The organism is Acidihalobacter yilgarnensis, from assembly GCF_001753245.1.
GTDB classification, from domain to species: Bacteria; Pseudomonadota; Gammaproteobacteria; order DSM-5130; family Acidihalobacteraceae; genus Acidihalobacter; species Acidihalobacter yilgarnensis.
On the sequence record NZ_CP017415.1, the window covers coordinates 504,783 to 524,837 of the forward strand.

General features: G+C 62.2%; 20 protein-coding genes. 6 read left to right on the forward strand and 14 right to left on the reverse strand.

What is annotated here, in order from left to right; all coding sequences use genetic code 11:
• Positions 1–132 precede the first annotated feature (132 nt).
• The 3 genes from ggt (at position 133) to BI364_RS02500 (ending at position 3,054) form a co-directional block, all read left to right on the forward strand.
• The gene (gene ggt, locus BI364_RS02490) at positions 133–1,797 is read left to right on the forward strand and encodes a gamma-glutamyltransferase (RefSeq protein WP_070077411.1); all 1,665 of its coding nucleotides are present in this window, start codon (positions 133–135) and stop codon (positions 1,795–1,797) included.
• Between the two features lie 87 nt (positions 1,798–1,884).
• Positions 1,885–2,595, forward strand: a complete 711-nt coding sequence (locus BI364_RS02495) for a sulfite exporter TauE/SafE family protein (protein WP_197495802.1) — start codon at positions 1,885–1,887, stop codon at positions 2,593–2,595.
• A 12-nt stretch (positions 2,596–2,607) separates the two neighbouring features.
• Complete coding sequence (locus BI364_RS02500) at positions 2,608–3,054, forward strand: Lrp/AsnC family transcriptional regulator (RefSeq protein WP_070077412.1); 447 nt, start codon at positions 2,608–2,610, stop codon at positions 3,052–3,054.
• A 22-nt stretch (positions 3,055–3,076) separates the two neighbouring features.
• Here the strand turns inward: BI364_RS02500 and BI364_RS02505 are convergent, their stop codons facing one another.
• The 14 genes from BI364_RS02505 to BI364_RS02570 all read right to left on the reverse strand — a co-directional run bounded on the left by BI364_RS02505 (position 3,077) and on the right by BI364_RS02570 (position 17,009).
• The gene (locus BI364_RS02505; RefSeq protein WP_070077413.1) at positions 3,077–4,531 is read right to left on the reverse strand and encodes a sensor domain-containing diguanylate cyclase; all 1,455 of its coding nucleotides are present in this window, start codon (positions 4,529–4,531) and stop codon (positions 3,077–3,079) included.
• 23 nt (positions 4,532–4,554) lie between these two features.
• The gene (gene purH / locus BI364_RS02510) at positions 4,555–6,123 is read right to left on the reverse strand and encodes a bifunctional phosphoribosylaminoimidazolecarboxamide formyltransferase/IMP cyclohydrolase (RefSeq protein ID WP_070077414.1); all 1,569 of its coding nucleotides are present in this window, start codon (positions 6,121–6,123) and stop codon (positions 4,555–4,557) included.
• A 98-nt stretch (positions 6,124–6,221) separates the two neighbouring features.
• Positions 6,222–6,518 carry a helix-turn-helix domain-containing protein gene (locus tag BI364_RS02515; RefSeq protein WP_407639331.1) on the reverse strand — a complete coding sequence of 99 codons (297 nt, stop codon included), beginning with the start codon at positions 6,516–6,518 and terminating at the stop codon, positions 6,222–6,224.
• Entirely contained in the window at positions 6,508–7,509 is a 1,002-nt protein-coding gene (gene dusB / locus BI364_RS02520; protein ID WP_083251514.1) for a tRNA dihydrouridine synthase DusB, read from the reverse strand. Before dusB ends, BI364_RS02515 begins: the two co-directional genes overlap by 11 nt.
• An 87-nt stretch (positions 7,510–7,596) precedes the next feature.
• Positions 7,597–8,382: a DUF3426 domain-containing protein gene (locus tag BI364_RS02525; protein ID WP_070077416.1), complete on the reverse strand. Its 786-nt coding sequence runs from the start codon at positions 8,380–8,382 to the stop codon at positions 7,597–7,599.
• Complete coding sequence (gene prmA / locus BI364_RS02530) at positions 8,379–9,263, reverse strand: 50S ribosomal protein L11 methyltransferase (RefSeq protein WP_070077417.1); 885 nt, start codon at positions 9,261–9,263, stop codon at positions 8,379–8,381. The genes BI364_RS02525 and prmA overlap by 4 nt, the downstream gene beginning before the upstream one ends.
• Before the next feature lie 58 nt (positions 9,264–9,321).
• Positions 9,322–10,662, reverse strand: coding sequence for an acetyl-CoA carboxylase biotin carboxylase subunit (accC, locus tag BI364_RS02535; RefSeq protein ID WP_070077418.1), 1,341 nt, complete (start codon positions 10,660–10,662; stop codon positions 9,322–9,324).
• Between the two features lie 17 nt (positions 10,663–10,679).
• Positions 10,680–11,132 (reverse strand): acetyl-CoA carboxylase biotin carboxyl carrier protein, encoded by a 453-nt coding sequence (gene accB / locus BI364_RS02540; RefSeq protein WP_070077419.1) that lies wholly within the window; start codon positions 11,130–11,132, stop codon positions 10,680–10,682.
• Between the two features lie 9 nt (positions 11,133–11,141).
• Positions 11,142–11,594, reverse strand: coding sequence for a type II 3-dehydroquinate dehydratase (gene aroQ, locus BI364_RS02545; RefSeq protein ID WP_070077420.1), 453 nt, complete (start codon positions 11,592–11,594; stop codon positions 11,142–11,144).
• A 142-nt stretch (positions 11,595–11,736) separates the two neighbouring features.
• Positions 11,737–14,019 carry a protein-disulfide reductase DsbD gene (gene dsbD / locus BI364_RS02550; RefSeq protein ID WP_083251110.1) on the reverse strand — a complete coding sequence of 761 codons (2,283 nt, stop codon included), beginning with the start codon at positions 14,017–14,019 and terminating at the stop codon, positions 11,737–11,739.
• Positions 14,016–14,333, reverse strand: coding sequence for a divalent-cation tolerance protein CutA (cutA, locus tag BI364_RS02555; protein WP_070077422.1), 318 nt, complete (start codon positions 14,331–14,333; stop codon positions 14,016–14,018). Before cutA ends, dsbD begins: the two co-directional genes overlap by 4 nt.
• Entirely contained in the window at positions 14,326–15,135 is an 810-nt protein-coding gene (locus BI364_RS02560) for an efflux RND transporter periplasmic adaptor subunit (protein WP_070077423.1), read from the reverse strand. The genes cutA and BI364_RS02560 overlap by 8 nt, the downstream gene beginning before the upstream one ends.
• Positions 15,132–16,454: a TolC family protein gene (locus BI364_RS02565; protein ID WP_070077424.1), complete on the reverse strand. Its 1,323-nt coding sequence runs from the start codon at positions 16,452–16,454 to the stop codon at positions 15,132–15,134. Before BI364_RS02565 ends, BI364_RS02560 begins: the two co-directional genes overlap by 4 nt.
• A gap of 6 nt (positions 16,455–16,460) precedes the next feature.
• Entirely contained in the window at positions 16,461–17,009 is a 549-nt protein-coding gene (locus BI364_RS02570; protein WP_070077425.1) for a thioredoxin family protein, read from the reverse strand.
• 179 nt (positions 17,010–17,188) lie between these two features.
• On the opposite strand from BI364_RS02570, the gene BI364_RS02575 reads away from it, so the two are divergent.
• From BI364_RS02575 to groL, 3 genes are all read left to right on the forward strand, one after another.
• A complete protein-coding gene (locus BI364_RS02575; protein ID WP_233279568.1) occupies positions 17,189–17,653 on the forward strand; it encodes an FxsA family protein in 465 nt (154 codons plus the stop codon).
• A gap of 130 nt (positions 17,654–17,783) precedes the next feature.
• Positions 17,784–18,074, forward strand: coding sequence for a co-chaperone GroES (gene groES / locus BI364_RS02580; RefSeq protein ID WP_070077426.1), 291 nt, complete (start codon positions 17,784–17,786; stop codon positions 18,072–18,074).
• Between the two features lie 49 nt (positions 18,075–18,123).
• The gene (gene groL / locus BI364_RS02585) at positions 18,124–19,773 is read left to right on the forward strand and encodes a chaperonin GroEL (protein ID WP_070077427.1); all 1,650 of its coding nucleotides are present in this window, start codon (positions 18,124–18,126) and stop codon (positions 19,771–19,773) included.
• The last annotated feature ends 282 nt before the right edge of the window (positions 19,774–20,055 follow it).

A 20,055-nucleotide genomic window follows, 5' to 3' on the forward strand; every position in this document is an offset into this window, starting at 1 on the left:
TCTGCGACGGTATGGGTCGATGATACGGTCGTATGGGTCAGTTTGTGCCCATTTGACCGGCGTCGGTCGGAGAGCCCTGTAGCGTAAATGCCGCATAATGTCGGCTTATCCATAATGGTTTGCGGTCCAGCGATGAATTCAGAAATAGAGCCGAATACGCTTCCCCTGTATGCCCGCTCCGCGTTGGGTGTGGTGACTACGCCCAACGCATTGGCCAGTCGGGTGGGCGCCGATATCCTCGGCCAGGGTGGTAACGCCATTGAGGCTGCGATCGCCATTGCGGCGGCCATTGCGGTGGTCTATCCGCACATGAATAGCATTGGCGGCGATGCCTTTTGGCTGGTGGCGGACGAGGCTGGTTCGGTGCGCGGGTTGGCGGGTGCCGGCCAAGCCGGTGCCGCGTACTCGCCGCAATACTATGCCGATGCGGGTATGAGTGCGTTGCCGGAACGCGGTGGCTTGGCGGCGGTGACGGTGGCCGGGGCCGTCGGTAGCTGGGGCGCTGCCTATGACATGAGTCGCGAAGCGTGGGGTGGGCGTCTGGAATGGGCTGCATTGCTGGAGCCGGCGAGGCGTTATGCCGAGACGGGTTTTCCGGTGAGCCGCAGTCATGCGGTGACGCTGGCCGAGCGCGCCGAGGCGCTGCGCAATCTGCCGGGGTTTGCCGAGGTTTTTCTCGCACCGGGCGGCTTGCCGGGTGAGGGTGACATCTTCAGGCAGCCTGCGTTGGCGCTGACGCTTGCCGAATTGCAGCGGGAGGGTAGCGATGCGTTCTATCGGGGCGCGCTGGCCGGGCGCCTCGCGAAGGGACTACGTGCAGCCGGCAGTCTGCTCGGCGCGGACGATCTGGCCGATTACCGGCCGTGCTGGGTTGATCCTCTGCGCTTGGCCTATGGTGACGGGGAGCTGATCAACTTGCCGCCGCCCACTCAGGGTGTGGCATCTCTGATGCTGTTGGGCCTGCTCGAACGGTCCGGGGTGGCGGATATGGATCCGGAAGGCGATGCCTATGTGCACCATGCCATCGAGGCCACCAAGCTGGCCTTCGCGCTGCGTGACCGTTATGTCGGCGATCCCCTGTTTGTGGATGTGCCGTTGGCCGATCTGCTCGATGCCGCCCATTTGGATCGGCTGGCCTTGCATATCGACCCCGATCGGGCGGTGGACTCACCCGTATCGCCAGGTCCTGGCGATACGGTCTGGTTCGGCGTCGTGGATGCCCAGGGGCGTTCGGTCAGTATGATTCAGAGTATCTACCACGAATTCGGCTGCGGCGTGGTCGTGGGCGATACCGGGGTGGTGTGGAATAACCGCGGTTGCAGTTTCTCGCTGAGCCCCGGTCACGCCAATGAACTTGCGCCCGGCAAGCGTCCCTTTCATACCCTCAATCCGGCGCTTTATGTCGAGAATGGTCGTGTGCGGTTGGTCTACGGCACCATGGGCGGGGATGGGCAGCCACAGACGCAGGCGGCGATCCTGACGCGTGCGCTGAACTTCGGTTACGCGCCGGATGAGGCCGTGGCCGCGCCGCGCTGGCTGTACGGCCGGACATGGGGGGAGACCACCGCAGGCGTACGCCTGGAACGCCGCTTCGCGCCGGAGGTCATGGCCGGGCTGCAACGGCGCGGTCATCGGGATGTGTCGTGGGTGCCGCGCCATGCAGGGATCATGGGGCACGCCGGCATGATTCGTATCGGACGACATGCCGACGGCCTCGATCTTGAGGCGGGTGCGGATCCGCGCAGCGACGGCGCGGCTTATGGCGCGACCGACCATTCCGCGACCGAGGAATCCTGACATGATGCTTTCGACTATTCCTTTGTTTCTGGGTCTGGGTGTGATTGCTGGCCTGCTTGCCGGGATGCTCGGTGTCGGGGCGGCATCGTGGTTGTGCCGGTGCTGCTGGCCACATTCGCCTATCTCAAGGTGGCGCCAGGGGTCATCACGCATCTGGCCATCGGTACCTCGTTGGCGACCATCGTCTTCACTTCGCTGTCGGCAGTGCGCGCGCAGCAGCGCAAGAAGGCCATCGACTGGCCGCTGGTTCGCGCACTCGCACCGGCGGTGGTCTTGGGCAGTTTCGTGAGTGGTTATGTCGCGGGCTGGATTCCGGGGCACTGGTTGCGCCTGGTATTCGGCGTATTCCTGATCCTCGCCTCGGTGCAGCTTCTGCTCAACTGGCGCCCAGCCGGCCGTCGTGGATTGCCGGCCAAGCCTGGGCTGTGGGCTGCAGGTATTGGCATCGGCACGGTATCCGCCCTGGTCGGGATCGGTGGCGGTACCCTGACGGTGCCTTTCCTGAGCTGGTGCAACGTGGAAATGAAGCGCGCAGTGGCGGCCTCATCTGCCCTTGGCTTTGTGCTGGCACTGTTCGGCGCCGCGGGTTTCGTCATTTCTGGGCTTGATGATACCGCCTTGCCACCATGGAGCCTGGGATATGTTTCATTGCCAGCATTGCTTGGGATCATCGCCACGGCGGTATTGTTCGCGCCTCTGGGCGTGCAACTGTCGCACCGGCTTCCAGTGACCGTGCTCAAGCGCATATTCGGCGTCCTCCTGCTGGCCGTTGCCATTCAGATTCTCTTTTTCAGATAGGCCGCGCTGCCAATGGATACGATCGACCACGAAATTCTGGCGCGGCTGGTCGAGGATGGGCGAGCCTCCTATGCTGAAATCGCACGTCGGTTGGGAATCTCAAGGGCCAATGTGCGCGAGCGGGTGCAGCGCCTGCGCGAGCAGGGGGTGATCGAGAATTTCACGGTGGTCGTCAATCCGGAATATCTCGACAAGCGTATCTCGGCCTTTCTGGACGTGCAGGCTTCGCCGGATTGGCTGCCGCGGCTTGCAGACGAATTGGCGGGTTGCGATGAAGTCGCGAGTTTGTATGTGATGAGCGATATGCTGAGCCTGCATGTGCACGTACTGACGGCTGATATGCAGGCGTTGGAGCACTTCACGCAAAGCCGCCTGTTCGCCCGCGAGGGCATACTCAGAGTCGAATGCAAACTGCTGCTCAGTCGCGTCAAGCACCGCCGGGGCGGCCCACGCTTGTGAGTGTCCGGTAGGGCCGTTAGTTCTATCCCGCGACAATCACGCGGTTGCGCCCTTGAGCCTTGGCGTCGTAGAGGGCCTCATCGGTGCGTTGTAGTAGCGCATGGGCATCCGTCATGGCGTCGGTCAGGGTGGCCACGCCGAAGCTCGCGGTCAACGGACTGTCGTGATGATCCCAGGGTTCGTCGAGGAACGCGCGCCGACATCGCTCGGCAAGGACCGCAGCATGATCGCCTGGCGTATCCGGCAGGACGATGGCGAACTCTTCCCCACCGTACCGTGCGGCCAAGTCCGTGGTGCGGATGGATTCGGTGATCAAACGGGCGGATTGACGCAGCGCTTGGTCGCCGGCAGGGTGTCCGAAGGCGTCGTTGTAGCGCTTGAAATGGTCGATATCGAGCAGAATTAATGACAGCGGGATATGCGAACGACGTGCGCGCGCGGTTTCCTTGTTCAGCACTTCGTCCAAGCTGCGGCGATTATGCAGGCCGGTCAGGGCATCGGTGATACTCAGATGCGCGAGATCGCGATAGGCCTCGCGCAGGGCAGTTTCGGATGTCTTGCGCGCTGTGATGTCCAGCAGCTCTCCGCTCAGGTAACGCGGTTGGCCGTCTGCATCCCGGATCACGGTGATGCCGACATAGGCCTCTACAATATGCCCGTCCTGGTGCAGATAACGTTTTTCCATTTCAAAGGCGTCGTGTTTGCCACGTACCAGTTTGCGGATTTCGGGTGCGGTCAGACCGCGGTCATCGGGGTGCGTGATGCGCTCGAAGGTGCTGTCGATCAATGCCTCGCGCGGGTAGCCGAGCATGCGGCAGAGCGTGGGATTGACGTCGAGGATATGGCTGTTAGCGACGTCGACGATGGCCTTGCCGATGATGGCGTGATTGAAGCTCATATCGAGCATGGATTGGCGCTCGACGAGATGGCGGGCCAGTTCGTCGCGCTTGCGGTCTCGGACATTGCGTTCGATAAAACGGCCGATCAGGCCGGCCATCAGTTCGACGAGCATGATCTGGTCAGCATCAAACGGCCGTTGTCGTGGGCGGCTATCGCTGAAGTTGAGGGTGCCGTAGAGGACTCCATCAACCGTAACCGGGGTGCTGATGTAGGTCGTCAGGGGCGCCTTGCCGCGGTAGACGGGATGACTTAGCGATAACTGTGGCGGGTCGGATGCGTCGGTATGGCAGAGGGTGCGACGCTCGCGCACCACAGCCTCGCAGCTGGTTTCGTGTAGGCTGAAACAGCCTCCGGGGCGAATGTCTGGCAGCGGACTTTGCAGATAAACGATCCGGTAATCGTCGCCGTCGATATGACTAATGATGCCCGTTTCCAGCTCGAGCAGGCGTCGGCCAGCCTCCAGGCAGGCCTCCGCAAAGGCATCCATGTCCTCGAAGTGGGCTACGACCAGCTGATGCAGGTCGAGCAGCCAGGCCTGTGAGGTTCCGCCTGACCCACGCGGTGGGTGGGCATTCATGCCGACATCCTAGCGTGTGCCGATCAGTGGCGGAAGTGCCGTACTCCGGTGAACACCATGGCCATGCCGTGGCTGTCGGCGGCCTCGATCACCTCTTCGTCGCGCATCGAACCGCCTGGCTGGATCACGGCGGTGATGCCGGCCTCCGCCGCCGCGTCGATACCGTCGCGGAACGGGAAGAATGCATCCGAGGCCATCACCGAGCCGGCCACCACGAGACCCTCGTCGGCGGCCTTGATGCCAGCGATACGTGCGGAATAGACGCGGCTCATCTGCCCCGCGCCTACGCCTACCGTTTGACGATCACGTGCGTAAACGATGGCATTGGATTTGACGAATTTGGCGACCTGCCAGGCGAACAGTAGATCGTCGAGCTCCTGCGGATTGGGCGAGCGCCGGGTGACGGGCTTGAGCGTCTCGGCGCTGATGGAGGCGATGTCGCGGTCCTGTACCAACAGGCCGCCATTGACGCGCTTGAAGTCGAGACCGGGTGTCGGTGCGTCCCACTGGCCGCAGGCCAGTAGCCGCACGTTCTTCTTTTCCGCTACGGCGCGCGCCGCCGCCGGGGTGATCTCCGGAGCGATGATGACCTCGACGAACTGGCGGCTGACGATGGCGCGAGCGGTGTCACCGTCCAGCGGACGATTGAAGGCAATGATGCCGCCATAGGCCGAAGTGGGGTCGGTTTGATAAGCGCGTTCATAGGCGGTCAGTAGATTGGGTGCGACGGACACGCCGCAGGGATTGGCGTGCTTGACGATCACGCAGGCGGGCGCATCGAACTGCTTGACGCATTCGAGCGCCGCGTCGGTGTCCGCGATGTTGTTGAATGACAGCGCCTTGCCTTGTAGCTGGCGGGCACTGGCGACGCTGGCCTCGGCGACGGTTCGCTCGCGGTAGAAGGCGGCACGCTGGTGCGGATTTTCGCCGTAGCGCAGGTCTTCGGATTTGTCGAACTGGAGGCTGAGGGTGTCCGCGAAGGGTTGGCGGTCGCCGTCGGCCGTGACGGCGCCTAGATAGTTGGCGACCATGCCGTCGTAGCGTGCGGTATGGGCGAAGGCCTTGGCGGCGAGCGCGAAACGGGTTCGCAGAAAGGTGCCGCCGTGTGCACGCAACTCGTCGATCAGGCCGGCATAATCCTCGGGATCGACAACTACGCCGACATCGGCGTGGTTCTTGGCTGCCGCGCGCACCATGGCCGGGCCGCCGATGTCGATCTGCTCGATGGCCTCGGGCAAGGTGCAGTCGGGGTTGGCGATCGTGGCTTCGAAGGGGTAGAGGTTGACCACGACCAGGTCGATGGTGCCGATGCCATGGGTCGCCATGACTTCATCGTCGATGCCGCGGCGTCCGAGGATGCCACCGTGAATCTTCGGGTGCAGCGTCTTGACGCGCCCATCCATCATTTCCGGGAGGCCGGTGTGTTCCGAGACGTCGAGGACTGGCAGCCCGGCGGCCTTGAGGGTGCGGGCAGTGCCGCCGGTGGAGAGCAGCTCGACGCCGAGTGCTACGAGGGCGCGGGCGAGGGCCTCAATGCCGGTTTTGTCGGAAACGCTGATGAGGGCTCGGCCGATGGGTCGGATATCTTGCATCGAAGGGTCCGCGGGTCGTGGAAAAGCCGCGCAGTATACCGGTGCGGCGAGCTTGGGTCTGCCTGTTGTGGGCCGTTTGTCGGGTGGCCCTCAGTGTGTCAGTTCAGGCCGTGATCCAGGAGTTTTTTGCGTAGCGTGCCGCGACTGATGCCCAGATATGAGGCAGCGCGGCATTGATTGCCCCGGCATTGAATCAGTACGGCCTCGAGCAGTGGACGTTCGACTTCGGCCAGTACTAGGCGGTAGAGGTCGCTGGGTTCGTGTCCGTCTAGGGCCTGGAAGTAATGTTCGAGCGAAATTCGTACTGCGTCCGAGAGCGGGGGGGCGCATGCGCAGCGGCCGTGTCGGCAAGTGATTGAGTGAATTTCTGCGATGGTGGTGCGTTCATGCGGCAAGCCCCCTTGATTGGCTGTTCTGGAAAAAGGACTCGAGCAGACGATACTGCACCGCGCTGCCCTCGGCGCTCAGGATGCGTGCGCGCCATTCAGGGATGTCTTTGCGCGCTGTTCTTATCATTGACGCCTTAAGATACCAGTCGATGTGCTTGCGCGCGACCCGATACCCGCGTGCTTCGCCATAAAAATGGTATAGCGCTTGCGCATGGTCAAGTAGCGTGTCGCGCGTTTCCCCGGCATCCGGCATTACGGCGGGCAACCCGGTCCGTAGATAGTGATCGATCTCACGGAAGATCCAGGGATTTCCCTGCGCAGCGCGCCCGATCATCAGCGCATCGGCGCCACTGGTCTCGAGGGCGATGCGAGCCCGCGCCGGACTGTCGATGTCGCCGTTGGCGATGACGGGGATGCCGACTGCGGACTTGACCGCACGGATGGTGTCGTACTCGGCCACGCCCTCGAAGCGGCAGGCGCGGGTGCGGCCATGCACGACAAGGGCGTGAATGCCGGCGGCCTCGGCAATGCGTGCGATTTCAACCGCATTGCGATGCTCAGGGGACCAACCGGTACGAATCTTCAGGGTGACCGGTATGTCAACGGCGTTCACTATGGCCTCAAGTATGCGTTGTACCAAGCTCTCGTCGCGCATCAATGCCGAACCTGCAGCCTTGTTGCAGACCTTTTTGGCTGGGCAACCCATGTTGATATCGATAATTTGGGCGCCCTCGGCGGCATTGATCCGTGCCGCCTGGGCCATCATCGCAGGGTCTGCACCGGCAATCTGGACGCTGCGTACACCGGTTTCGCCGGCGTGGTCGAGTCGGAGGCGGGTTTTCACGCTGCTGCGTAATTCGGGGCGCACGGTGACCATTTCGGAGACCGCCATGCCCGCGCCGAGGCGGCGGCACAGATTGCGAAACGGCCGGTCGGTCACGCCGGCCATGGGTGCAAGCATCAGCCGATTGGGAATGGAGTATGCGCCGATCTGCATGGGGGCCGGGGTCATCATCGTACGAGGAATCGGAAAAACATAGTTGAGCGGGGGGGATTGTAAAGCAGCCAGGCACTCAGTGGCGCGTCAATGGAAACTGAATTCGTAACTCACGGCCTGCGCCCCCGGATCTTTGAATGAGACGCTGATTGAGACAGGGGTGTCCGGTGGCATGAGGTGTGCTGGATTGATGTTCGGTGGCAGATATTGGGCGGGTTTGAATCGACCGATGGCGACGACCTGGCCTTGTAGGTTGGAGAAACTGATTTGCAGTGCGGGATAGGGCTGCGGAAACGGTGCGGTATTGTCGATGGTGGCAGTGAGCATCAGCGCATGCGCGATATTGGGATGCGTGAAGACATTGCGGCTGAGCAATTCGATACGGTTCAGTGCCCGCAAGGGCGGTAGGGTGCAGCCACGTAGCTCGCAAAGTCGGGTGAGCCAAGGACGAAGCATGGGTGTTTCGGCCAGTTGGTCACGGATGCTGAGTACGTACTGTCCTGCGAGAAGGGTGAGGAGGGCGAGAATGCCTAGGCTCCACAACAGCGTGGCTATCCAGCGCTTTCGGTGCGTTTTCGCGACGGTGTCGGCCGTGGCTTCGACGGGTGAGCAATCGCTGGGCTCGGGGTCGAGTGCGGGCTCCGTGGGGATGTCGTCGGGATAGCCGAGCGGGAGTTGAGGGTGTTTTTCGTCTTCGTCAGAGAGAGTTTCGCGGGCTTCGAATATGTGATTGCACTCACCGCAACGCACCCAGCCGTCCGCAGCTGCGAGCTGGTGGCGGCTGATTCGGTAGAGGGCATGGCATTGTGGGCATTCGACGTACATGGTGCCCTCAAGGATACGGCCTGCCGCCGAAGCGGCATAGCCCGTCACGCATCATGGTCTCGTCGACCCGACAGGCGCACCCAGCCGTCGTGTACGGCGGGTGGCTCCCAATCGATGCGACCGGCGTAGGCGTTCGCCGTGGCGTCCGCCTGTGTCGCCAGAATACCGGAGAGCAGTAGATGTCCGCCTGGTTTGACGCAGTCGCAGAGGACATCGGCTAGTGCAATCAGCGGACCGGACAGGATGTTCGCGATCACGAGGTCGGCCTGCCAGGTGCCACGCGCTTCGGGTTGCCCAATATGCAGGCAGGTATCGTCGATATCGTTGCGGCGGGCATTGTCGCGGGTGGCGGTCAGCGCCTGTGGGTCGATATCCACAGCCCAGGCTTCTTGCGCGCCGAGCTTGAGTGCGGCGATGGCGAGGATGCCGGAGCCGCAGCCGTAATCAAGCACGCTGCCACCGGGTTGGAGGTGGCCGTCTAGCCACTGCAGGCATAGGGAGGTTGTCGGATGGGTGCCGGTGCCGAAGGCAAGACCTGGGTCGAGCCGCAGATTGACGGCCTCGGGCTCCGGCGGTTCGCACCAGCTAGGACACACCCAGACTCGTTTGCCGAAGCGCATGGGTTTGAAGTCGTCCATCCATGCACGGATCCAGTCCTGATCGGGTAGAGCCTCCGTGCGTGGTTGTTGCGCGAGTGCGTATTCGGTCTGCAGCGCGACCGCCAGAGGCATGAGATCGGCCTCGGCGGTAAACAGTGCCGTGAGCATGATTTCGGGCCACAGCGGCGTCTCGCCGGGTCCGGGTTCAAGTACGGGTGCGTCACCCGCGTCGCCGAGCGTGACGGAAAGGGCGCCAGCGGCCATGAGGCGAGATTCGAGCGCCTCGGCGAGTTCCGCAGATGCGGTCAGTATCAGATTTTGCCAGGGCATGAGTTACGCAGTGACGCGGAGAGAGTGGTGGGTCGCTGAGTAACCGGCGACGACGAGTCTAGAGGCCCAGTTTCTTTTCCAGGTAATGGATATTGGTGCCCCCCTTGACGAAGGCTGCGTCCGAGATGATGTCCTGGTGCAAGGGAATATTCGTTTTGATCCCGTCAATCACGATTTCCTGCAGTGCGCCACGCATGCGGGCGAGGGCGGTTTCTCGGGTTTCGCCGTAGGCGATCAACTTACCGACGAGAGAGTCGTAGTTAGGCGGCACGCGGTAGCCATTATATATGTGCGAATCGACCCGGATGCCGGGGCCGCCGGGTGCGTGATACTGTGTGATCGTGCCGGGCGACGGTATGAAACTGCGCGGATCTTCGGCGTTGACCCGGCACTCGATCGCGTGTCCGCGGAACTGGATGTCCTTTTGGCGGAAGGGTAGCGGTTCGCCGGCGGCGATTAGCAGCTGCATGCGCACAATGTCGATCCCGGTGATCATTTCAGTGACCGGGTGCTCGACCTGCACTCGTGTGTTCATTTCGATGAAATAGAACTCGCCGTTCTCATACAGGAATTCGAAGGTGCCGGCGCCGCGGTAGCCAATTTTACGGCAGGCCTCGGCCAGTCTCTCGCCTAGACGGTTGCGTTCACGCTCGCTGATGCCTGGGGCAGGGGCTTCCTCCACGACTTTCTGATGGCGCCGCTGCATCGAGCAGTCGCGCTCGCCAAGGTGGACGGCGTTGCCGTGATGGTCGGCGAGCATCTGAAATTCAATGTGGCGTGGAGCCTCGAGGAATTTCTCCATATAAACAGTAGGGTTTCCGAAGGCGCTTTGCGCTTCCGCGCGGGTCATGGCGATGGCGTTGAGCAGGCTGGCCTCGGAATGCACGACCCGCATGCCGCGCCCGCCACCACCACCGGCAGCCTTGATGATGACCGGAAAACCGACCTCGCGACCCAGACGCAGATTGGTTTCTGCATCATCGTCGAGCGGACCTTCGGAGCCGGGCACGCAGGGAACGCCAGAGGCTCTCATGGCGTGCTTGGCAGAAACTTTGTCGCCCATCAGGCGGATCGTTTCGGCCTTGGGGCCGATGAAAATGAATCCGCTCGATTCGACGCGTTCGGCAAAATCGGCGTTTTCCGCGAGGAATCCGTAGCCGGGGTGGATGGCAACGGCATCGGTGACTTCGGCCGCGCTGATAATGGCTGGTATGTTGAGGTAACTCTCGGCGGAGGGCGCGGGTCCGATGCACACGGATTCGTCCGCTAGGCGTACGTGCTTGAGGTCGCGATCCGCCTCGGAGTGGACGGCTACGGTTTTGATGCCGAGTTCGCGACAGGCACGCAAGATACGCAGCGCGATTTCGCCGCGGTTGGCGATGACGACTTTCTTGAGCATGGTCGGGTGTTTTTCCGTTAGCCGATGACGAATAAAGGCTCGCCGTACTCTACCGGCTGCCCATTTTCCACCAAAACCGCCTTGACGACGCCGGCGTGCTCAGCTTCGATCTGGTTGAGCATCTTCATCGCTTCGATGATGCAGAGGGTATCGCCGACCGCAATGTTTTGCCCGATCTCGACGAAGGGTGCTGTGCCTGGCGAAGAGGCTCTGTAGAAGGTGCCGACCATGGGCGAAAGGACGCGCTGGCCGTCGGGGATTGCTGCACCGCCATCAGCTTCTTGGCTGGTTGGTGGCGCGATGATGGTGGCTGCCTGGGTGGGGGGCGGTGCGTAGCCAAGCGGAGGCGCTGCGATTTGCGTGGCCTGGCGGCTGATGCGTACCGATTCTTCCCCTTCCTTGATCTCGATCTCGGCGATGCCGGAGGATTCGAGCAGCTCGATGAGTTTTTTGACTTTGCGGATATCCATACTGAGGCCTTATCGTTTGCGTGGTTGTCCGAGCGCGTCGGTCGCCGCTTCTATTGCTAGGCGATAGCCGAGCGCACCGAAACCGCTGATGACGCCTTGGGCGATGTCCGAGAGGTAAGAGTGGTGGCGGAACGGTTCGCGCGCATGGACGTTGGACAGATGAATTTCGATGAACGGGATGCCGGTCGCGAGCAGGGCGTCGCGTAGCGCGACACTGGTATGCGTGTAGGCCGCCGGGTTGATCACGATAAAGTCCACGTGCTCCTTCGCGGCCTGATGGATGCGCTCGACCAGCCCGCCCTCGTGATTCGACTGAAAATGGGCGAGCTCATGCCCTAGCGCCATCGCTTGCTGGGTGGCGGCGTTCACGATGGCGTCAAGGTCTGTGTGACCGTAGACACCGGGCTCGCGCGTTCCGAGCAGGTTCAGGTTCGGGCCGTTAATGAGTAGTAATCGTGACATGTGCGGCGATGCTGGCACGTACGGCTTGATTAGCCAAAGATTGTGCCGAATTCGTCATGAACTGTCCAGTTCGCCGCAAAATAGCCGACGTTCGCGAGTGTTTTGCCGCCGAGCGGACGGCTTGGAAGGTGTTCCCCGCGTCTTAGCCGCCGGCTGCCTGTTCGACGTGCTTGACGAAGCTGTCGGGTGGCATGTAGCCGACGACCTGCAATTGACGCATCTCATGACCTTGGGCATCGAAGAAGATGATGCCAGGGGGGCCGAATAATCTGAAGTGCTTGAGCAGGGCTTTGTCGGCGTCGTCGTTGGCGGTGACGTCGGCCTGTAGCAGCACGAAGCCCGACAGTGCTTTCTGCACTTGCGGGTTCGTGAAGGTATAGGCTTCAAGTTCCTTGCAGGACACGCACCAGTCCGCATAGAAGTCGAGCATGACGGGTTTACCCTTGGCGGCAGCCAGGGCGCGGTTGAGGTCGGCGACGGTCTTGATGCGCTTGAAGGCGAGGCTGTGGGTCTCGGTGGCGGGCTGACCGCTACCTACGCCGCTCGTGGACAGGCCTTGGAGGGGCGTGAGTATGCTGCCGCCGCCGGCCGCGAGGCCGACGAAGACCAGAGCGCCCCAGAGTGCGAGCACGACACCCAAGGCCTTCCACAGCTTGTGCCAGCCGGAGACACCCGTGCGTACGGGGTCGAATGCGCCCAGGTAGACGCTGGCCGCCATCAGCAGCAGGCCGGTCAGTAGCGCGGTCGCCCAGTCGGGCAGGAAGCGCGAGAGCATCCAGATGGCGACGCCCAGCATCAGTACGCCGAAGGCGCCTTTGATTCCATCCATCCAGGGGCCGGCCTTGGGTAAGAAGCGCCCGCAGGCCGTGCACACGATTAGCAACGGCAGGCCCATGCCCATGCTCAGCGCGAACAGGCTCAAGCCGCCGAGCACGGCGTCACCGGTGTTGGCGATCACAATGAGAGTGGCGACCAGTGGCGCGGTGACGCAGGGGCCCACGATGAGCGCAGAGAGAAAGCCCATCACACCGACACCGATCAGCGAGCCGCCTTGTTGGCGGTTGCTGATTTCGGTGACCCGACTCTGGATGAAATTCGGCATCTGCAGGTCGTAGAAACCGAACATCGACAGCGAGAGCAGCACGAAGACCGCGGCGAAGGCCGATAGCACCCAGGGGTTCTGGAACCAGACCTGGATGCCGGCGCCGGTCAGACCTACGACTACGCCGGCGACCGTGTAGGTCAGCGCCATGGCGAGGACATATACCAGTGACAGCATGAAGGTGCGGCTGGGACTCGGGGTCTCGCGCTGGCCGACGATGATCCCCGACAGGATCGGAAACAGAGGGAAGATGCAGGGAGTGAAGGCTAGGCCCAGGCCGAGTAGAAAGAATAGCCCGAGGCTCATCCACAGTGGCTTGTGCAGCAGGAAGTTGGCCAGTCGGTCCTGCTCGTTGCTAGCAGACGTACCCTGCCCGGCGGCCAGCGGCGCCGACGCATCGGTCGTGGTTGATGCGCTGGCGTCGGAGGTCGTCGCGCCGCTGCCCGGCTGGAGGCTGAAGCCGACAGACTTGGTGATCGGCGCGTAGCAGATGCCCTTGTCGGCGCAGCCTTGGTAGCGGACCTTGAGTACGCCGGCGTCAGCTGCGCCCTGAGCGAGTGTGATCGGCAGGCGTACGTCGAAGGGGTGCTCGTAGACGACTTGTCTACCGAGGATTGGGTCGTCTACGGTTTTGCCTGGTGGCAGTTCGAACTTGCCGAGACTCAGACCCTTGCCCTGTTCGAGGGTGAATTTGATCTGGTCACGGTAGAGGTGATAGCCCGGTGCGACGTCCCAATGGGCGATGAGATTACCGTTGGCGCCGGTTTGCAGCGAGAACTTGAAGGCCTGATCGGGCTGCAGGAACTGGCCCTGAGCCTCGTTGTTGAGGTTGGCGGTCAGCGCTGCAAGTCCACCCTTGCCGCTGTCCCCAGCAGTGGCGGCGGCAGGGAGGGCAATCTTGAGGGTCTGGGTGAACGGCGGATAGCACACGCTCTTGTCGGCGCAGCCTTGTGCGGTCGCTTCCAGCGTCAGGGTATCGGGCGCGCCGGCGTCACGTGTGATCGGCAGGCGTACGGTGACGGGATGGGTAAATACCTCAACCTTGCCGAAGGTTTCGTCGAGTTTGACCTTGCCGGCCGGAATGCGCGGCGTGCCCAGCGTGATGCCGGGCGTGTCGCTCTTGAAGCTGAATTTGTCGCGATACAGATAATGCCCAGGGACAGTGTTCCAGCGAATGGCGACGCTGTCCGCAGACAACGCCGTGGCACTTGCCGGAAAGGCCTGTTCCGGCGGGAGTACGTTGCCGGCGGCATCCTGTTCGGCCAGCGCGGTGGCCGGCAGTAGGACGAGGGCGAGCAGAATCGGCAGGAGGCGTTTCATCATGATGTACGTGACTCGATCCAGTTGAGGTAGCCGGGCAGGCCGCGGCTGATGGGAGTGGCGATAATCTCGGGTAGTTCGTAGGGGTGGGCGTCGAGGATGGCGGCCTCCACCTGTGGGTAGCGCGCGTCCTGGGTCTTGATGACGAGCAGGTGCTCGGTGCCGCTGGTTTCGCGTCCTTCCCAGACGTAAAACGAGTGCATGGCCGGCAACACGTTGACGCAGGCGGCGAGTCCCTCGCGCACCAGTTTGGCGGCCAGGCGCTCGGCGCCTTCGATCTCGGGGTGGGTGGTCAGCACCAGCAGGGGGTCATTCACGGCGGCCGTCTCCCGGGATGTCGATAAGCGCCGCGCCGCCCGGTAGCAGCTTTGCGGTCGGGTTCGGCGCGAAGCGTACCACCACTTCGCTGTCGATGGGTGCATGTGGAGCGCTTGCCGATGGTTCGAGCGAGACTAACGTACCCGTGTAATGGACCCCGGAGGCGCGGATTACAAGCGGTTGGTCGAGGCGCAGCGTAGAGATTTGCGCGGGGCTCAGGCGTGCGCGTGCGACCCATTGCCGCGGGTCGGCCAACTCGAGCATCGGCGTGGCACGCAAGGCGTTTTGCACGGTTTCGCCGGTAGCGACCATCACGCGGGTGATGCGCCCGTCGATCGGTGCGCGTACGGTCGCGTGCGCCAGGTCGACCCGGGCTTCGGTGAGGCGGCTTTGGGCAATGGTGAGATCGGCCTCCGCGGATGCGGCGGCGATTTCCGCCAGCTTGAGGTCGTGCGCCGAGATCACGGTCTTTTCGTACAGCGTTCGGGCGCGCTGATACTCGCGCCGGGCTTCGTCGCGCGTTAGCCCGAGCTTGCGGGTTTCGGCTTCGATACCCTTGACGCGCGCGCGCATTGCCCGATCATCCAGGCGAATCAGCACTTCGCCGCGCCTGACCGACTGGCCCGGATGGACGGCGACTTGCGTGACGATACCGGAGGCGGGCGTGCTCAGAGTCAGTGGCGCGGCATAGCCGAGCACGGCGGCCACTTCGGCCGCCGAGGCGGGTATGGCGGCCAGCCCACCCAGTGCGATTGCCAGGCAGGCGGAACGGGTCGCGGCGAATCGCGTGAGGGTCGTCATGGCTTGTGCTCCGTCCGATCGGTCGGCTCCAGGCCCGCATCGCCGGTCAGGAGGGCGAGGGTTTCCCAGGCAAGCGCACGCTGGTAACGGTTGGCCAACGCGCGCGTGCGGGTGGCGCTCTGTTGCACCATGGCGTCCCCGAGGTCGGTCTTGAGTTGTAGGTCGTAGAGTGCGCGACTGCGGTCAAGATACAGATCGCGGTAGTCGGTCTGCACCGCCAATGCTTGCGCTTGTGCGTCCAAGGTAAGCAGGCGCTGCCAGGTTTCGAGCACCGCCTGGCGCAGGCGATATTCGTATCGTCCGAGCATCGCCTGCGTGCGAGCGACCTCGGCATTGGCGAGGGCGCTGTCGGCATCGACGCGGTCGCCGCTGTACAGCGGCACCTCGAGTACGAGCCCGGCACTGAAGGGGTCTCGGGTGCCAAAGTCGCGCGCGTATCGTGTGGCGCGTAGCTCGAGACCGAGCCGCGGGTTACCTTCGGCCCGGCGCTCGGCAAGCGTTGCGAGGGCATGCTTGACGCGGGCCCGTAAGGCGATCAGGGCTGGATTTTGACGCATGGCCTGCATTAGCAATACGTCATAGTCGGGCGGTTTGCGGTTGATGCCCTCTAGCTTGGGCGGGAGCAATTGTTCAGGTAGTACGTCGGGCGTGCCGATGGCTCCGGCCAGCAACGCGCGAGTGGCGCGTTGTGCCGCCTCGTCGGCATGCCGCCGGCTGCGCGATGCCTGATAGGCTTCTTCGCGGGCGAGCAGTTCGATATCGGAGAGTTGGCCGAGCTTATTGCGATCACGCGCGCGATCGAAATTCACATAAGCGACGGCCATGGCTTCGTTGGCCTCGGCGAAGTGCTGGTCGGCGAGCAGCACGTCGAAGAAGCGGCGCATGATTTCCAGCCGCTGGCGTGCGACGGCCTCGGCTTTGACATGGAAAGCGGCTTCGACGTCGGCTTCAGCGGCTTGCGCGCGCGATCGAGTGCGTCCGAAGTCATAGATCGGCTGACTCAGGATCAGCGCGGCATTGGAATCGTTGTGCTCTGGATAGGGGCTGTTCGGCGGCGGATTGATATAGCGCGCATCGAGCCGTGCGTCGAGCCGTGGATTGGACGCCGCGTGCGCGCGGCGGACCTCGGCCTGCGCGCGCGCATACGCGGCCTGCTCCATTGCGCGGTCGGGGTGGGCCGCGGAAGCGAGAGACCAAGCCACCTCCAGGCTCAGGGGGGTCGGCAACGCAGGCTCAGCCTGGGCGGTTAGCGTCGGCAGTAGCGAGAGGGCAAGCCAGATCGTCGCATGTGCGGCTGGCGTGGGCGGATAGGTGCGCATCAAGGCTTAACTGGACGCCTTGCGGCGCATTTCGCGCTTGTAGCGGATGAACGGCGTGTCCTTATAGTGGCCCTCCACGACGTAATGTCCCAGCCACATGAATTCTTGTGCGTCCGAGGTGGCGCCGGTATAGCGCGTAATCAGTTTGCCATCGAGATTGAAGAAGGCAATAACGGGGGTCGCTCGTACTTGAAATTCTTTGAAGGCGAAATCCTTCTGGGTCGTCTCGCGCCCCTGGAAATCCGCGACCGGCAAGCTACCTTGGATATCGACCGTGAAGATCAGAAAATGCTTGCGGTAATAATCTTGGATCTCGGGCTGGTTCAGAACGGTCGTTTTCATACGATGGCAAAAGGGGCATTCAGCCTGCTCGAAGAAGATCAGGACGCCCTGCTTGCCTTCTTGTCGTGCCGTGGCAAGTTCATCCTTGAAGTTGCCGAAGCTTTCTTGAAAGAAAAATTTTCCTGGATCCCGCGGCTCCGCGGCCTGGACGCCGACGGTGACGAGCAGCAGGCCGGCAAGCAGCGCCTGGCCGAGCATGCGCAATGGTTTCATGGTCGTTCTCCTTGTAGCCGGCGGTGTTGTTCGATCTGCCCTGGTGCCGGATATGGTCGCTCTATAAGCTTATAGACGCTTCCGGCGGTCTGAATATTTCAATGCACCTGCATTGAAATGCCCGGTGGCCGCCCCAATGCTTTCATTCCACCCGCCAGAGGCGGTGTCGCCGTCTCCTCATGTTCGAGCCTATGCGCATTTTCCCGCTTTTCGCACTCATCCTGATCGGGCTGCCTTTATTGGAGCTCTACCTGTTGATCAAGGTGGGTACCCTCATCGGCGCCTTGCCGACGGTGGCGTTGGTGGTGGGAACGGCGTTGCTCGGCGCGTTTTTGCTGCGTCGACAGGGACTGAGCAATTACCGCCGTATGCAGCAAAGCATGGCTCGTGGTGAGGTGCCTGCGCAGGAAATGATGGAGGGCGTGGTCATCCTCGTCGGGTCGGTGTTATTGCTGGTGCCCGGGCTGATTACCGACGTCATCGGACTTCTCTGTCTGCTTCCTCCCCTTAGACGGGCGATCATTGCCTTCTGGTTGCGGCGCGTACGTGTCGAGATGAAGGTCTCTGCCGGGGGCGGTGGCCCGGACAGAGGGCGGGTCTACGATGCCGAGTATCGGCATCTGCCGCCTGATGATGACCGTTGAATGAAGGTCGATGCGAGGCCTTGATTTTACGTTGGCCGCCACTATTATTAGCACTCTCCTTCGTGGAGTGCTAAATATCCACCACCAAGCTTCACTGTGGTTTCAATCTGAATATAAGGAGTCGTAGCACATGAACATTCGCCCCTTGCATGATCGTGTGGTCATCAAGCGTATGGAAGAAGAGCGCACCAGCCCCGGTGGCATCGTGATCCCTGATTCGGCCACCGAAAAACCTGTTCGCGGTGAAGTTCTGGCCGCAGGCAAGGGCAAGATTCTTGAGAATGGCGAAGTGCGCCCGCTGGACGTCAAGGTCGGTGACAAGGTGCTGTTCGGCAAATACGCCGGCACCGAGATCAAGATCGACGGCGAAGAGCTGCTCGTCATGCGCGAGGAAGATATCGTCGCGGTCGTCGAAGGCTGATCCGTCTTTACCGAATTCGATAACCTGAATCAAGACAGAGGTACTGGCAATGAGTGCAAAGGAAGTTAAATTTTCCGACGAGGCCCGCTCCCGCATGGTGCGTGGCGTCAACATCCTGGCCAATGCGGTCAAGGTGACCTTAGGTCCTAAGGGCCGCAACGTGGTGCTGGAACGTTCCTTCGGCGCCCCGACCGTGACCAAGGACGGCGTTTCCGTCGCGAAGGAAATCGAGCTTGAGGACAAGTTCGAAAATATGGGCGCGCAGATGGTGAAGGAAGTCTCTTCGCAGACCTCCGATATCGCCGGTGACGGCACCACGACCGCGACCGTTCTGGCCCAGGCGATCGTCCGCGAGGGCATGAAGTCGGTGACTGCGGGCATGAACCCAATGGACCTCAAGCGTGGCATCGACAAGGCCGTGGCGGCCACCGTGGAGGAGCTCAAGAATCTCTCCAAGCCCTGCACCGATAACAAGGCCATTGCGCAGGTCGGCACGATTTCCGCCAACTCCGACACCTCCATCGGCAATATTATTGCCGAGGCCATGGAAAAGGTCGGTAAGGAAGGCGTGATCACCGTCGAGGAAGGTTCCGGTCTCGAAAACGATCTGGACGTGGTTGAGGGTATGCAGTTCGACCGCGGCTATCTGTCGCCTTACTTCGTGAACAATCAGCAGAGCATGTCCGCCGAGCTGGACGATCCCTTCATCCTGCTGTACGACAAGAAGGTCTCGAACATCCGCGAGCTGCTGCCCGTGTTGGAAGGCGTGGCCAAGTCTGGCAAGCCGCTGCTGATTATCGCCGAAGACGTCGAGGGCGAAGCCCTGGCCACCCTGGTGGTCAACAGCATCCGCGGCATCGTCAAGGTTGCCGCAGTCAAGGCGCCTGGGTTCGGTGATCGTCGCAAGGCCATGCTGCAGGACATCGCCGTACTCACCGGCGGTCAGGTGATCTCCGAAGAGGTCGGCCTGTCTCTGGAGAAGGCCTCGCTGGAGGATCTGGGACGTGCCAAGAAAATCCAGGTGAGCAAGGAAAACACGACCATCATCGATGGTGTCGGCAGCTCCGAGGAAATCAAGGCGCGCGTCGATCAGATCCGTGCCCAGATCGAGGAAGCCTCTTCCGACTACGATCGCGAGAAGTTGCAGGAGCGTGTGGCCAAGCTGGCTGGCGGTGTAGCCGTGATCAAGGTCGGTGCCGCCACCGAGATGGAAATGAAGGAAAAGAAGGCGCGCGTCGAGGACGCCCTGCACGCCACGCGTGCGGCGGTCGAAGAAGGCGTTGTGCCCGGCGGTGGTACTGCGCTGGTGCGTGCGCTTAGTGCCCTGGTCTCGCTCAAGGGCGAGAATGCTGATCAGGATGCTGGCATCAGCATCGCCCGTCGTGCGTTGGAAGAGCCGTTGCGCCAGATCGTCGCCAATGCTGGCGAAGAGCCTTCGGTGATCCTGAACAACGTTCGGGCAGGCACGGGCAACTACGGCTACAACGCGGCCACCGGTGAGTATGGCGACATGGTTGAGATGGGTATCCTCGATCCGACCAAGGTCACCCGCTCTGCGCTGCAGAACGCGGCCTCCGTGGCCGGGTTGATCATTACCACCGAGGCGATGGTTGCCGAGCTGCCGAAGAAGGATGACGGCGCCCCGGCCGGCGGCGACATGGGTGGCATGGGTGGCATGGGTGGCATGGGCATGATGTAAGCCCGGCGCCTTTTTCGCCGATACTCTGGAGCCCCGCGAAAGCGGGGCTCTTTTTTTGTCCGCGAAATAAGCAGTCATGTGGTGCCTTGGTGCCAATGTGCATCCCGTTTTCCGGTCCTAAAGCCGATTGGTAAGCGAACCATCAGGCAGCGACTCGGGGCAAGTGGTGACCGAAAACCGGTGAGAGGGGATTCTCCACGGTGGGATATATGCATTCGTTATCGGACGGCGGCCACGGTAATCGGCTTGGTGAAGTGACGGGTGACGCATGCGGTTTTTTTC